Origin of the sequence: Bacteroides sp. An269 (assembly GCF_002159755.1) — a bacterium.
In the GTDB taxonomy this organism is placed as follows: domain Bacteria; phylum Bacteroidota; class Bacteroidia; order Bacteroidales; family Bacteroidaceae; genus Phocaeicola; species Phocaeicola intestinalis.
This window is the reverse complement of the sequence record NZ_NFJG01000111.1, coordinates 1-14866: the sequence shown is the minus strand read 5'-3', so window position 1 is coordinate 14866 and position 14866 is coordinate 1. Positions and strand designations below refer to the sequence as shown.

The following is a 14866-nucleotide window of genomic DNA, read 5'->3' as shown; positions in this document are numbered from 1 at the left end:
ATCTGACGAAGAACAGGAGCGGAAAGGACCAAAAAATCGCCCAAAGCACACACGAAAACGGATGCATCAAGCCAAGAAAAACTTTTTGGAGAAATTCAAAACAGCTTCTAAGTATGTCTTAGAAACTGTTTTGAATTTATCGCCCAACACACACGAAACGAACACATCAAGCCCAAAAAAACTTTTTGTGGAAATTCAAAACAGTCCCTTTGTTTGTGAAAGTAATAAAATCGACTTCGTTTGTGTGAAATTGATAACAGAATGTTGCGGTTTTATTTCAAATTGAAAGGTTCTGATAAAATAAATGAAAATATGACTTCGTAGAGGGGGAGTATATGAATGAAAAGCCTTACTTTTGCATCAGACAAAAAGATGTTATATAATTGAATTTCGTTTCAAAAAGATTTGATTATATAGAAATATGTGAACAAATAACAACTAATTATTGAGGTATTATGTCAACTTTAAGATTCAGGGTAGTAGAAAAGGCATTCCAGGCGAAGCCTTTTGATGTACCGGCTCCAAAGGAGCGCCCGAGTGAATATTTCGGGAAATACGTGTTCAATCGGGAAAAGATGTTTAAGTATCTTCCCAGCAAAGTGTACGAGAAGCTGGTAGATGCAATGGATAACGGCGCGACACTAGACCGCAGCATTGCCGATGCTGTAGCAGCAGGAATGAAACAGTGGGCAAGCGAATTAGGGGCTACTCACTATACACACTGGTTCCAACCGCTTACGGAAGGGACTGCAGAGAAGCACGATGCCTTTGTGGAACACGATGGCAAGGGAGGTATGATGGAAGAGTTTTCCGGAAAATTGCTGGTACAGCAGGAACCGGATGCTTCTTCGTTCCCTAATGGCGGTATCCGTAATACTTTCGAGGCGCGTGGTTATAGTGCGTGGGATCCCTCGTCGCCGGTATTTGTGGTAGACGACACCTTGTGTATCCCTACCGTGTTCATCGCTTATACGGGCGAATCGCTTGACTATAAGGCTCCGTTGTTGAAAGCACTGCGGGCAGTCAATAAGGCAGCGGTAGATGTATGCCATTATTTCGATCCGAATGTGAAGAAAGTTTCGGCATACCTGGGATGGGAGCAGGAATATTTCCTGGTAGATGAAGGCTTGTATGCCGCACGACCCGATTTATTGCTGACCGGGCGTACGTTGATGGGACACGAGGCTTCGAAGAACCAACAGCTGGAAGACCATTATTTCGGTGCCATCCCGACCCGCGTGGCTGCTTTTATGAAAGATTTGGAAATTCAGGCATTAGAACTGGGAATACCCGTCAAGACCCGTCATAATGAAGTGGCTCCCAACCAGTTTGAACTGGCACCTATCTTTGAGGAGTGCAACCTTGCCGTAGACCATAACATGCTGATTATGTCGCTGATGCGTAAAGTAGCACGTACGCACGGATTCCGTGTGCTGCTTCATGAAAAACCCTTCAAGGGAGTAAATGGTTCGGGTAAGCACAACAACTGGTCATTGGGGACTGATACAGGTGTATTGCTGATGGCACCAGGTAAGACTCCCGAGGAGAACTTGCGCTTTATAACTTTTATTGTCAACACACTGATGGCGGTGTACCGTCACAACGGTTTGCTGAAGGCCTCTATCATGAGCGCTACGAATGCCCATCGTTTGGGAGCCAACGAAGCACCTCCTGCCATTATCTCTTCTTTCCTCGGCACACAGCTTAGCAAAGTACTTGATCACATGGAGGAAAGCTCGACCGATGACTTGATAGCTCTTGGCGGCAAGCACGGCATGAAACTGGACATCCCGCAGATTCCCGAATTGCTGATTGATAATACCGACCGTAACCGTACTTCCCCCTTTGCTTTTACGGGCAACCGTTTCGAGTTCCGTGCGGTAGGCTCGGAGGCTAACTGTGCCAGCGCAATGATTGCATTGAATACTGCCGTGGCAGAGCAGCTGGTAGAGTTTAAACAAAAGGTAGACGAACTTATAGAAAAAGGTGAACCGAAAGTGTCTGCCCTCATTCAGGTTATCCGTGAATACATCAAGGCTTCGAAGCCTATCCGTTTTGACGGTAATGGCTACAGTGAAGAGTGGAAAGCGGAAGCGGCACGTCGCGGCCTGGATTGCGAAACCAGTTGTCCGGTTATTTTCGACCAGTATCTGACACCTGCTTCGGTGAAGATGTTCGAGTCGCAGGGTGTGATGACACAGAAAGAACTGGAGGCGCGTAACGAAGTGAAATGGGAAACGTATACAAAGAAGATTCAGATTGAGGCACGTGTATTAGGCGATTTGGTGATGAACCATGTGGTGCCGGTCGCCATCGAATACCAAAGCAAGCTGATAGATAATGTGTACAAGATGAAGGGACTGTTTCCAGCTGAAGAGGCAGAGAAGCTTTCTGCCGAGAACGTTGCCATCATCCGGAAGATTTCGGAGCATACGTCTTATATCAAAGAGCACGTGGATACGATGATAGAAGCGCGTAAAGTGGCAAATAAAATTGTGGACGAGCGTGAAAAGGCCGTGGCTTACCATGACACCATTGCGCCGATGCTGGAACAGATACGTTACCACATCGACAAATTGGAACTGATAGTAGACGATCAGATGTGGACGCTGCCTAAATATAGAGAGCTGTTATTCATTAGATAATATCATTAAATTTACCTCTAATTTCCTTATTGGTTGTTTGATGAAAGCGAGTCGGGGTCTCCGCGAGGAGGTTCCGGCTTTGTTCTTTAAAATTTTTGAGGCTTTGTTTTTGTCTGCATTTCAGAGGCATTGATTGAAGCATGCCTTTTGATGAACATAAGTGAGTTGGGTGTTTCACATAAGTAACTTGGGCGTTTCACATAAGTAACTTGGGCGTTTCACATAAGTAAGTCAGTCGTATCACTTATGTTCGTTTGAGGGGGCATTTATAGTGTTGCATTTCCTTGAACCTTTCACACCGTTTCCGTAGAGATGATGAGGGTGTATCAAAATAAAAATCAACTTTCATTTTGATACACCTTCTATAATGACATCGACAAAATGCATCAATAAATGCTGCGGAAGTATAATGTCAGTTTTTCCATCCGCCTCCTAATGCTTTGTATAGGCGGACAACGGTGATTTGCTTGTCACGTACAGCATTGCTAAGTCCGATTTGCGCATTAAGATAACCACGCTGTGCATCCAGCAGGTCCATATAGCCGATCACACCATTGATGTATTGCAGCTGAGCGAGATCGAGGGTACTTTTCGATGCTTGTTCCAAGCGGAGGCGGGTTTCATAGATTTCCTTGCTTTTGTTGAAGTCGGCAATGGCATTGTAGGCTTCTTTAAAAGCGTTGAGCACTACTTTCTCATAGGCTTGGGTAGCTCCTTCCAAAGCGGCTTTTTGTGCTTTCAGTCGGGCACGGTTCTTACCCCAACTGAAGACCGGTTGTAGTAGGTTGGCACTGAGCTGGTGCCAGGGAGATTTCAGCAGTTCGCTGAGCACATCGCTCTCGCCTCCGTAGCTGGCATTCAAGGTCAGACTGGGGAACAGGCTGGTGAAGGCAATACCTACCTCGGCATTGGCTGCTATCAGTGCCTGTTCTGCTTCGCGGATGTCGGGGCGGCGTTCCAATAGGCTGGACGGCAGCCCTACAGGCAGACTGGCTGGCAACAATACGTCTTCGGGCAATGCTGTGCGCCGGATGTGGTGTGGATAGTCGCCGGTCAGGAAAGCTATGTCGTTTTCTTTTAACGTAATCTGACGTTCCAGGTCGGGAACCAGTGTGGCTGTACGTGCCAATTCCACTTGTGCTTGCCGGAAGGCGGTTTCTGAAGTCAGTCCTCCTTCGTAGCGGATGCGTGCCAGGTGGAGACTTTCGCGTCGCGCATCTACGGTTTGGCGCACGATGGCAAGTTCATTGTCGAGGGCCACCAGTTCGAAGTAGGTTTGTGCCACTTCGGCTACCAGGCTCATTTTCAATGCCCGTTGGTTTTCTATTGACCCGATGAGGTCGGCTACGCTTTTGTCTTTTGCCCAACGCAGTTTACCCCAAAGGTCAATTTCCCAGCTCATGGTACCTTTCAGGTCGAATTCATCGTCTTGTGAATAGTGATTGCCACCATAGTTTTCCCGTTCACGCTCGGCGTAGACGCGCAGTCCGATTTGGGGCAGCATATCTCCGATGGCAATGCGCTTACGTGCTGCCAGTTCCTTCACCCGTGAGGCAGCTATCAGCATGTCCTTGTTGTAGGTCAGTGTTTTGCGTATCAGTGCCTGCAGGGTCGTGTCGGTATAGATTTTTTCCCAGGCGTAGTCACCTATTGAAGCGGTGTCTACGCTAAGACTGTCCAGGGTATGGGGCAGGTTCAGTTCGGGACGTGAATAATGTTTCCCTATCTGGCAACTAGCCAAGAGTGAGGTTGCCAAGATGATGCAAAGGAAATAATATGTGAGTTTCGTTACTTTCATAGGTTGCAGCAATTAATGAGTATGTTTCACTTTGAGTTTGTTTTTTGCCTTGTAAATCATCACGAAGAAGAAAGGAACCAGGAAAATACCTACTGTTACAGCCACAATCATTCCGAAGAATACGCCCGTGCCGATGGCTTGACGGCTGGCAGAACCCGGTCCGCTTGCAATGACCAGTGGCACCATGCCCAAAATAAAGGCGAGTGAGGTCATCAGGATGGGACGGAAACGTAAATGTGATGCGTGCAGCGCAGCTTCTATTACATCTTTTCCTTTGTCTACTTCGTCTTTGGCAAACTCTACAATCAGGATGGCGTTTTTGGCAGCCAGTCCGACCAGCATTACCAGGCCAATCTGGAAATATGTATCATTTTCCAATCCGCATAAGGCGACACCGGCATATGCTCCCAAAGCGGCTACCGGCAAGGAGAGCAGTACGGCGACTGGCACGCTCCAGCTTTCATACAGGGCTGCCAGGAAAAGGAAGACGAAGAGGAATACCAGTGTCAGAATCATACCGGTCTGTCCGCCTGCCTGTTTTTCCTGGTAGGAAAGTCCACTCCATTCTACTCCGATGTTGTCGGGCAGATGTTCTTTAGCCAGTTGCTCGATAAGTTCCATTGCTTGTCCTGAACTGTAACCGTGGGCGGCTGTTCCGCGGATGATGGCGGTGTTGAACATATTAAAACGTTTGATACTTCCGGGACCGGTGGTATATTCGGTATTGCCCAATGCCGTTAATGGAATCATATCGCCGGAACTTCCCCGCACGAAAAACAGGTTGATGTTGTCACGATGTTCACGGTAAGGTGCTTCAGCCTGGATGTACACACGGTAGATACGGTTGAACATATTGAAGTCGTTCACATAAAGCGATCCGGTATAAGCTTTCATTGTTGTGAAAACATCGGCCATCGGTACGCCCGACAATTTTACTTTGTCACGGTCTACGTCGAAATAAAGTTGAGGGATTTCCGCCTGCAATGAAGACGACAGTCCACTCAGCTCTTTGCGTTGCGAGGCGTAGTACATAAGCGTGTCTGCAGCAGCCACCAGATTGTCGTACGTAGCATCTCCACGGGCTTCCAGCTGCATTTCAAAACCTCCGGAGGTACCTAATCCGGGAATGACAGGTGGTGTGGAGAGGTAAACCTTGCATTCAGGGTATTTCTTGAACTCGTTCTGCACATCTGCCATAATTTGTTCAATGGTAGTGTTGTCACGTTCTTTCCATTCTTTCAAGATGACCGTAAGCGTGGTGCGTGCCTGGCTGGTACCGACACGCGGGCTGGAACCTGCTACGCTTTGTACATATTCTACAGCAGGATCTTTCATCAGGAAGGCTACGGCACGGTTGGTAATTTCGCGGGTACGTTCCAGTGTAGTACCTTCTGGCATTTCCAGTTCGACGGTGAAATATCCCTGGTCTTCCGTTGGGAGAAAACTGGTTGGTATTAGCCGGTAGAGCACGAATATGAAAACGATGACCATACCGAATCCTGCCGTCACGCGTTTAGGGTTTTTGATGAGCCGGCTGATGCCGCCTACATATTTATGATTGCCTATGTCCAGCCATTTGTTGATAGCCCGGAACACACGGTTCTTGGGTTTGTTCGGGTCTTGTGGACGTAGAATCAGTGAGCACATCACAGGGCTGAGTGTCAGTGCCACGACGGTGGATAGCAGTACAGATACTGCAATGGTGATACTGAACTGTCGATACAATTGTCCTGAAATGCCGGAAAGGAAGCTGACCGGAACAAATACGGCAGCCAGTACCATAGAGGTGGCAATCAAGGCTCCGGTCAGACCGTCCATTGCTTTTTTGGTAGCTTCGTAAGGGCTGAGGTGTTCTTCTTCCATAATACGTTCTACGTTTTCGACTACTACGATGGCATCATCCACTACCAGTCCGATGGCCAGTACCAAACCTAGCAGGGTCAGGATGTTCAGCGAAAAGCCGAAAATGAGCATAAAGCCGAAAGTACCGATCAATGAGATAGGAACGGCTATGGTAGGAATCAGAGTCGCACGCCAACTTTGTAGCGAAAGGAACACTACCACGATGACGAGGAACAAGGCTTCGAACAGGGTCTTGTATACTTCGTGGATGGATTCGGATATATAAGATGTCATGTCGAAAGGTACTTCGTATTTCATGCCTTCCGGAAAATTCTTGCTGATTTCATCCATGGCGGCTTTCACACGTTCTGCTACTTCCATGGCGTTGGCACCTGGCAGCATGTAGACTCCTAATACGGCGGCATTGCCTCCGTTGATACCACTCTCTGTATTGTATGACTGGGCTTCGAGCGATACACGCGCCACGTCCCGCATGCGTATCAGTGAACCGTCGGGGTTGGCACGCAACACGATTTCTTCGAATTGGGCAGCACTTGACAGACGCCCTTGTGCCGTTATCGGGATAGTAATGTCGAGACCGGTAACGGGTTGTTGTCCCAATACACCGGCAGCCGATTCACGGTTCTGGTCTTTCAAGGCATTTTGTACGTCTTGTACGGTGAGACCGAAATTGGCAAGACGGGCAGGGTCCAGCCAGATTTGCATGGCATAGTAGCGGCTTCCGATGTTGGATACGCGTCCTACTCCCGGTATACGGCGCAGCAGGTCGAGTACATTCAAGGTAGCAAAATTGCTCAAATAGATTTCGTCAAACTTGGGATCGCTTGAAGTCAGGCAGATAGTCATCAGCTGGCTGGCGGCTTGTTTCTCGATTTCGATACCATTCTGTACCACTTCGGCTGGCAGACGTGATTCGGCCAGTTTGATGCGGTTCTGAATTTCCACGGCAGCAAGGTCGGGGTCTGCCGAGATGTCAAAGGTGACTGTTGCCGAGAATCCTCCGGAATTGGAACTGTTCGACTCCATATAAAGCATGCCGGGTGTACCGTTCAGTTCTTGTTCTATCGGGGTTGCGACGGCTTGTGATACCGTGAGTGCGCTCGCACCCGGATAAGATGCACTGATTTTTACCACAGGTGGCGTAATTTGCGGATATTGGTCGATAGGCAGCATGGTAAGTCCGATGACACCGATGATGACTATCAATATAGAGATGACGATTGAAAAGACTGGCCGGTCGATAAAGAAACTTACTTTCATTTTGTGAATACGTTTTGGTGATTGTGCGATTTATTCATCCTTATTTTCTTCTTCTTTTTCTATCGGGGCTGTGCCTATACGCATCTTGATGCCCGGGCTCAGCTTGTGGTAACCTTCTACTACAATGTTTTCTCCCGGTATCAGTCCGCGTTCTACTACTGCATTGTTGCCAAATTCCGGTCCCAATTCGATGAAACGTTTTTCAGCTGTAGAGTCTTTGCGCATCACGTAGATATATGCACCTCCCTTTTCAATAATCAATGCTTTTTGGGGAACTACTGTGGCATTTTCGCGTACGTCGAGCAGCAGCTTTACTTTTGTAAACTGTCCGGGCAGCAATACATGTTCGGGATTGCTCATTTCTGCACGTACGGAGAATGTTCCGGTTTTGGGGTCTACCTGCGGTTCGGCGAAGTCTACCAGTCCTTTGTAAGGATATACCGTGTTGTCGGGGAGGGTGATAGTGACAGTTGGTTGCCAAGAACGGGTAGAATCTTTCTGGCCGATGATGATGTTCCGTTCCTTGCTTTTCAGGTAATCGAGTGCTGTCATGCTGAAATCCACCAATACGGTATCACTTTTTACGATGGTGGCCAGCAGAGACTTGCCTGATGTGCCGACCAAGGTACCGAGGTCGACGTGACGTTCGCTGATTTGTCCGGTTATCGGCGAACGCACTACGGTGTAGCTTAGTTCCTGTTCTGCCTGGTCAAGGTCTGCCTGGCTCATGCCTACGCTGGCTACAGCGGTTTCGTAGGCAGCCGTGGCGTTGTCAAGGTCCAATTGGCTGGCAGCCCGTTGTTCATAAAGCGGGCGGATACGGTTCAGGTCGCGCTCTGCCTTGCGTGCCGTTGCTTCGTCTTTTTTCAGTTGGGCACGTGCCTTATCCACTTTGGCTTGGTATTGGTCTTGATTGATGATGAACAGGACTTGATTGCGTTTTACTTGTGTTCCTTCCTCGAACAGCATTTGTTCCAGAAAGCCTTCCACGCGTGCGCGTACCTCTACAAATTGTTGGGCGCGTATGCGTCCGACATATTCGCCGTAAATCTCTACGTCTTGTTGTTGAGCCGGAGCTACACTGACAATAGGCGCTTCTGGTTCTGTCTTTTTCTCTCGTGTCAGGAACAGGTATATTCCTATAATTACAACGACACCGATAAAGGTGTAGATGGTTTGTTTTTTCTTCAGTTTCAAATCTTTCTTTGTTAAAAAGCGTCTCATACGAATTTTAAGTTTATGGGTTAGATGCCGTAAAGGACAAACAATACTTGTGCCAAAGATACGATAAATTTTTATATATTGAGAATCAGAAAGCTAAATCCTGCATGCAAATTTGTGTCTTGGGGAATTTCTGGCGAAGATTGTGGAATTTCTCTACACTGAGATAGCGGGAACTAGGGATATTTTTCATACCTTTGCGGCCGGAATTAAATTTAGACAAAATGAATTTAGAGGAACATTTAGAAACGACTTTGAAAGCCCACGACCAGATGTTGCATCGTCGGGTAGACCTTTTGCTCCGTACCGGAAAGCTTTTGGTGGAAAGTTTGGCGGATACCAACCGGATTATGAGAAACATGAAGCGGACAGCCGCTTATCTGGGTATTCCGGAAGAGAAACTGCATATCAACATCGGATTTACGATGTTGATGGTGAATGTGAGTGATGAAAACTTTTCGTTCACCAAATTTCAGCGTATCAACGGACATGGAGTGAACATGACTGCCATTTCGGAAGTGAGCAAACTTTCCTGGAGGGCGATAGAGAACGATTATACGCTCGACCAATATGAGGAGGAGCTGGAAAAAATCCGTACCAAGAAACGGAACTATACTCCTTTGCAGACAGCTGTCGGTGCCGGATTTGCCTGTGGCGGATTCTGCATTCAGTTCGGATGCGACTGGATGGCATTCTTGTATGCTTCAATTGCAGCGATTATCGGTATGCGCGTGCGTCAGAAATGTAATGAGTCAGGTCTGAATGGCTATGTGGGTATTGCTATTGCGGCTTTTGTTGCCACTATGATTGCATGGGCTTCTACTTACCTTCCCGAAACGTGGACTAATACACCTTGGCATCCGCTGTTGGCGTGTGCTTTGTTTATCGTTCCAGGAGTTCCTTTGATAAATTTTGTGGATGATATGCTCGACAATTTTATCCAGGTGGGTATTGTGCGGGCTGTCAATACGCTTCTGATGATGGGAGCCATGGCTTTTGGTATTGCATTTGCTGTGAAATTGTGTGCCATCGACAACTTTTTCCCGACCATCAGCATGGTGCCGCACCACGAGTATTGGGAATATGCCTTGGCGGCTGCCATTTCGGCAATGGGATTCTCTATGATTTTTAACATTCAGCGTCGTTTGCTTTGGGTAGTAGCTATCGGAGGTATTTTGGCTGTTTGTACACGTAACTTTGTCAATCTAGGACCGAGTACCAACAACATCGGTCTGGACATGGGATTGGTGGTCGGTTCGTTCACCGGTGCTTTGCTGGTCAGCCTGATAGCTGTAAAGGCGGTTCACTGGTTTCATGTCCCCAATCACGTACTGACCATTCCTTCGGTTATCCCGATGATTCCGGGAGTATTGATGTATCGAATGCTTTTCGGGCTCATCAATATGAATGTGCAGAATCTTGAAGGGGTTACTCCGTTGATGAAAGCTATTGAAAGTGGAGTAAATTCGGGATTGGTTATTCTTTGCATTTCCGTGGGGGTTGCTATCCCGAATATTTTTGGTCGTAAGTATATTGCTTCGTCCAAGAACAAACATTTGGCGGAAATATTGGAAGAACGCCACAAGCGAGGAAAGTTTGTCGAATGGTAAAGCTTTTTTGATAAAGAATGAAGTATGAAGAATGAAGAATTGTTTCGCCTGGAATTCTTCATTCTTCATTTTTATACTTTGAGCGGTGTGCAATTGTGCATTTTTAATGGGATACACACTGCCGGTGTCACTCCTGTTGCCAGTGTCACGCTGGATCGCCAATCCGCTTCTTCAATTACGCCGGGTTACACATCCGGCATGACAAGCAGGCTTTGGTCTTTCCGCAATATAGCTGCGCCGTTTGTAAGATTATTAATCTTACAGCGTGAAGATTAATAATCTTTCGGCATGAAGATTAATAATCTTACAAGCAAGGCAGCTATGCGGATTGGATTTTCAAACTAAACTGATGTTCTGGTTTGGCTTGGAAAAGCAACCGATGGACATAAAATGTATGGGTGTAAATCCGGCTTGACAAATATGACAAGCGACAAAAATGCACACGTTAATAAATATACCTATAAATGGGGATTGACCGATTCCCGTGGATTGTCTTACTTTGCAAACAGAAATCAATTATGAATTCATTTTTTGTTATGTGTAAACCCAAAACATATAAGCCGACCGATAAGATGAGCGACTTGATCTGTGAGAATTATGCGTTGCTGCAGGTGTTGAGCCGTTTTGGAGTATCTTTAGGATTTGGTGACAAGTCTGTTCAGGAAGTATGTGACATGAACGGGGTGGATTGTCCCACATTTCTGATTGTGGTTAATTTTCTGACAGAGGAGAACGACCGGATGCAGGACCATCTGGCACGACTTTCTGTGCCGGCATTGATGGATTATTTGCAACGTGCCCATTCGTATTTCCTCGATTTTCAGCTCCCCTCTATCCGGAAGAAGTTAATAGAAGCAATTGACTTTTCATTAAGCGACAAGGTATCGTATCTGATTCTTCAGTTCTTTGACGATTATGTGGGAGAAGTGAGGAAACACATGGAATATGAGAATAAACAAGTCTTTACTTATGTGAGAGATTTGTTGGAAGGAAAGAAGACTGAAGAATTCAGCATCGGAGTGTTTGCCCGTCATCATGACCAAATCAATGTTAAGTTGACCGAGTTGAAAAATATTATTATCAAATACTATCCGGCCAATGGAGACAATCAATTGTTGAATGCAACATTATTTGACATATTTTGTTGTGAAGAGGATCTGGCATCGCACAATCGGGTAGAAGATTACCTGTTCGTCCCTGCTATAATGGAGTTGGAAAAGGGGGTAAAATGAAATCAGAGGAAAACATACTGGTGGCTGTAGCCGAGACTTCAGTCATTGTCCGGAGCGGGTTGGTTACAGTGCTGAAACGTTTGCCGGACCTGAATGTTCAGACTGTGGAAGTAACATCGCAAGAAGGTTTGCAACACTGTATGGAAGCGCATAGTCCGCAATTGCTGATAATAAATCCACAGTTCGAAGGCTGGTTCGATGTAGAGGCTTTCAGAGAATGTTACCAATCATTGGACATTAAATTGGTAGCTTTGTTGAGTTCGTTTGTTGATTCGAACCGTTTGAAGGGATATGATGAGAGTATCAATCTGTTCGAAGATATAGAATCATTGGAAAAGAAGATTTCGGTGTTGATGAATTTTACAGACGATGAAGATGCCGATCAGGATGCCTTGAGTCAGCGGGAGAAAGAAATTATCTGCTGTGTGGTGCGCGGAATGACCAACAAGGAAATAGCCGAGAAACTTTTCATTTCGGTACATACGGTCATTACGCACCGGCGAAACATCACCCGTAAGCTGCAGATACATTCGGCGGCAGGTCTGACAATTTATGCCATTGTCAACAAGTTGGTTGAGTTAAGCGAGGTAAAGATGAAGTTGTAATTGGACTATTGTTTGGAATGTTTCTAAAATACCTATATGTAGGTATTGTCTGAATGTCTGAAAGCCGGTATCTTTGCAGCGTTAGTCATATGAAATTACGTAAACCACAAAAGTAAAAAGTTAGTTATTAGTTGGGCACTCCCTGCGAAGTGATTCGCGGGGAGTACGCGCATATAGGGGGTAATTTTCTTTCCGATATCGGATAATTCTTTCTGCCAATAAAGATAATCAGTGTCTTTTCTTCAGATAGCTGTTGTTTGCTTTATCACAGAAGCGAAAATGCTTTAAAAACCCATTCCTAATCAGCGCATGATAAATTAAAATAGTCGATTATCAATTGAAAACTCTTATCTTTGCCATCCGAAAATACAGAACGACGAATTATGGAAAACTTCAGCGAAATGATAGCACGGGCACTCAAGCTGCCCGCGCATCGCGTAGAAAATACATTGAAACTATTGGAGGGCGGCGCCACCATCCCCTTTATCAGCCGCTACCGCAAGGAAGCCACCGGCGGAATGGACGAAGTGCAGATAGGCGAGATACAGGCGCGTAACGAGAAGTTGCGCGAGTTGGCGAAACGGAAAGAAACCGTGCTCTCTACCATTGAGGGGCAGGGAAAGCTTATCCCTGAACTCCGTGCGCGGATAGATGCCTGCTGGGATGCCACGGAACTGGAAGACATTTACCTGCCCTACAAGCCCAAGCGCAAGACACGTGCCGAAATGGCGCGCCAGAAAGGGCTGGAACCGCTGGCGGCGCTGCTTCTGATACAGCGCGAGAACCGTTTGGACGCACGTGTGCATGCCTTCGTAAAAGGCGAGGTGAAGGATGAGGAAGAGGCCTTGAAAGGGGCGCGCGACATCATCGCCGAGCAGGTGAGCGAAGACGAACGGGCACGCAGCCTGGTGCGCGGATGTTTCGCCCGGCGGGGAGTCATCGTTTCGAAGGTGGTGAAGGGAAAAGAGGCGGACGAGGCGGCGCAGAAGTACCGCGACTATTTCGATTTTTCCGAACCTTTGAAGCGTTGTTCTTCGCACCGCCTGCTTGCCTTGCGGAGAGGGGAGGCGGAAGGCATCCTGAAGGTGAGCATCACGCCCGAAGACGACGAGGAATGCATCCGGGGGCTGGAGCGCCGCTACGTGAAGGGCGGCAATGCCTGTTCGGCGCAGGTGGCAGAGGCGGTGGCGGACGCTTACAAGCGTTTGCTTAAGCCTGCTATCGAGACCGAGTTTTCCGGCACCAGCAAGGAGCGTGCCGACGAGGAAGCCATCCGCGTGTTTGCCGAAAACCTGCGCCAGCTGCTGCTTGCTCCTCCGTTGGGGCAGAAGCGGGTGATGGGCATCGACCCCGGATACCGTACGGGATGCAAGGTGGTCTGCCTCGACGCGCAAGGCGCCCTGCTCTGCAACGATACGGTCTATCCGCATCCGCCGAAATCCGAGCGGCAGGCGGCGGCACGCAAGCTGACGACGCTGGTGGAGCAATATAAGGTGGAGGCGATAGCCATCGGCAACGGCACGGCGAGCCGGGAGACGGAACAGTTTGTCAGTGCTTTGCGCTTCGGGCGCGAGGTGCAAGTGTTTGTGGTAAGCGAGGACGGGGCTTCCGTTTATTCGGCTTCGAAGACCGCCCGCGAGGAATTTCCCGACTATGATGTGACGGTGCGCGGGGCTGTGTCTATCGGCAGGAGGCTGATAGACCCGCTTGCCGAACTGGTGAAAATCGATGCCAAATCTATCGGGGTGGGGCAGTACCAGCACGATGTGGACCAGACGAAGCTGAAAGCGGCGCTCGACCGCACCGTGGAGAGCTGCGTCAACCTGGTGGGCGTGAATGTCAATACGGCAAGCCGGCATCTGCTCACGTATGTGTCAGGGCTGGGCCCAGCATTGGCGCAGAACATCGTGGACTACCGTACCGCTCACGGACCTTTCCGCTCGCGGAAGGAACTGCTGGACGTGCCCCGTATGGGTGCGAAGGCGTTTGAACAATGTGCGGGTTTCCTTCGTATCCCGAACGCCGGCAATCCCCTCGACAATTCGGCGGTGCATCCTGAAAGCTATCCCATTGTAGAGCAGATGGCGAAAGACCTGAAATGTGCCGTCTCCGACTTGATAGCGGACAAGTCGCTCCGTGAGCGTATCCGGATGGAAGACTATGTGACAGACGAGGTAGGCATCCCCACCTTGACCGATATCCTGCACGAGCTGGAGAAGCCGGGACGCGACCCGCGCAAGCGGTTGGAGGCATTCTGTTTCGACCCTAACGTGCATACCCTTGACGACCTGTGCGAGGGCATGGAACTGCCGGGCATCGTGACCAACATCACCAACTTCGGGTGCTTCGTGGATATCGGCATCAAGGAAAAAGGGCTGGTGCACGTATCCCAGCTTGCCGGTCATTTTGTGAGCGACCCCACCACCGTGGTAAGCATCCATCAGCAGGTACGTGTGCGGGTGTTGAGCGTAGACAGGGAGCGCAAGCGCATCCAACTGACAATGAAAGAAAAATGATTGATTTTTTTCACCACAGAATTCTAAGACTTGCACAAGTTTTATGGCGGAATATTTTTGTTAAATAAGTTAAACGGGTGGGTTTCCCTGTCCCGTTTAACTTTTATAGTTCATAA

The 14866-nt window shown here is 48.0% G+C and carries 10 protein-coding genes; 7 read left to right on the top strand and 3 right to left on the bottom strand.

Going from position 1 to position 14866, the window contains the following annotated elements:
* On the top strand, positions 1–286 hold a 286-nt coding region (locus tag B5F71_RS20810), incomplete at its 5' end, for a hypothetical protein (protein ID WP_206423852.1).
* A 169-nt stretch (positions 287–455) separates the two neighbouring features.
* Positions 456–2645: a glutamine synthetase III gene (locus tag B5F71_RS15960; RefSeq protein WP_022040729.1), complete on the top strand. Its 2190-nt coding sequence runs from the start codon at positions 456–458 to the stop codon at positions 2643–2645.
* A 412-nt stretch (positions 2646–3057) separates the two neighbouring features.
* On the opposite strand, the gene B5F71_RS15955 is transcribed toward B5F71_RS15960, so the two are convergent.
* Genes B5F71_RS15955 through B5F71_RS15945 form a run of 3 tightly spaced genes read right to left on the bottom strand, consistent with a single transcriptional unit; the run spans position 3058 to position 8790 of the window.
* Positions 3058–4443, bottom strand: coding sequence for an efflux transporter outer membrane subunit (locus B5F71_RS15955; RefSeq protein WP_087212226.1), 1386 nt, complete (start codon positions 4441–4443; stop codon positions 3058–3060).
* 12 nt (positions 4444–4455) lie between these two features.
* Complete coding sequence (locus B5F71_RS15950; RefSeq protein WP_022040727.1) at positions 4456–7566, bottom strand: multidrug efflux RND transporter permease subunit; 3111 nt, start codon at positions 7564–7566, stop codon at positions 4456–4458.
* A gap of 30 nt (positions 7567–7596) precedes the next feature.
* Positions 7597–8790 (bottom strand): efflux RND transporter periplasmic adaptor subunit, encoded by a 1194-nt coding sequence (locus tag B5F71_RS15945; RefSeq protein ID WP_087212223.1) that lies wholly within the window; start codon positions 8788–8790, stop codon positions 7597–7599.
* Between the two features lie 221 nt (positions 8791–9011).
* Here B5F71_RS15945 and B5F71_RS15940 point away from each other — a divergent pair, with 221 nt between their 5' ends.
* The 5 genes from B5F71_RS15940 to B5F71_RS15920 all read left to right on the top strand — a co-directional run bounded on the left by B5F71_RS15940 (position 9012) and on the right by B5F71_RS15920 (position 14750).
* Positions 9012–10397: a threonine/serine exporter family protein gene (locus tag B5F71_RS15940; protein WP_022040725.1), complete on the top strand. Its 1386-nt coding sequence runs from the start codon at positions 9012–9014 to the stop codon at positions 10395–10397.
* A 24-nt stretch (positions 10398–10421) separates the two neighbouring features.
* Positions 10422–10673, top strand: a complete 252-nt coding sequence (locus tag B5F71_RS15935; RefSeq protein ID WP_087212219.1) for a hypothetical protein — start codon at positions 10422–10424, stop codon at positions 10671–10673.
* Positions 10674–10915: 242 nt separating this feature from the next.
* On the top strand, positions 10916–11629 hold the full coding sequence (locus B5F71_RS15930) for a hemerythrin domain-containing protein (RefSeq protein ID WP_191762810.1): 714 nt from the start codon (positions 10916–10918) through the stop codon (positions 11627–11629).
* On the top strand, positions 11626–12234 hold the full coding sequence (locus tag B5F71_RS15925; RefSeq protein WP_022040721.1) for a response regulator transcription factor: 609 nt from the start codon (positions 11626–11628) through the stop codon (positions 12232–12234). The genes B5F71_RS15930 and B5F71_RS15925 overlap by 4 nt, the downstream gene beginning before the upstream one ends.
* Before the next feature lie 383 nt (positions 12235–12617).
* Entirely contained in the window at positions 12618–14750 is a 2133-nt protein-coding gene (locus tag B5F71_RS15920; protein WP_087212214.1) for a Tex family protein, read from the top strand.
* Positions 14751–14866 lie beyond the last annotated feature (116 nt).

Excerpts from the sequence above, each read along its gene's own strand:
- B5F71_RS15960 (WP_022040729.1), top strand. The coding sequence starts at position 456 with ATGTCAACTTTAAGATTCAGGGTAGTAGAAAAGGCATTCCAGGCGAAG.
- B5F71_RS15955 (WP_087212226.1), bottom strand. The coding sequence starts at position 4,443 with ATGAAAGTAACGAAACTCACATATTATTTCCTTTGCATCATCTTGGCA.
- B5F71_RS15950 (WP_022040727.1), bottom strand. The coding sequence starts at position 7,566 with ATGAAAGTAAGTTTCTTTATCGACCGGCCAGTCTTTTCAATCGTCATC.
- B5F71_RS15945 (WP_087212223.1), bottom strand. The coding sequence starts at position 8,790 with ATGAGACGCTTTTTAACAAAGAAAGATTTGAAACTGAAGAAAAAACAA.
- B5F71_RS15940 (WP_022040725.1), top strand. The coding sequence starts at position 9,012 with ATGAATTTAGAGGAACATTTAGAAACGACTTTGAAAGCCCACGACCAG.
- B5F71_RS15935 (WP_087212219.1), top strand. The coding sequence starts at position 10,422 with ATGAAGAATGAAGAATTGTTTCGCCTGGAATTCTTCATTCTTCATTTT.
- B5F71_RS15930 (WP_191762810.1), top strand. The coding sequence starts at position 10,916 with ATGAATTCATTTTTTGTTATGTGTAAACCCAAAACATATAAGCCGACC.
- B5F71_RS15925 (WP_022040721.1), top strand. The coding sequence starts at position 11,626 with ATGAAATCAGAGGAAAACATACTGGTGGCTGTAGCCGAGACTTCAGTC.
- B5F71_RS15920 (WP_087212214.1), top strand. The coding sequence starts at position 12,618 with ATGGAAAACTTCAGCGAAATGATAGCACGGGCACTCAAGCTGCCCGCG.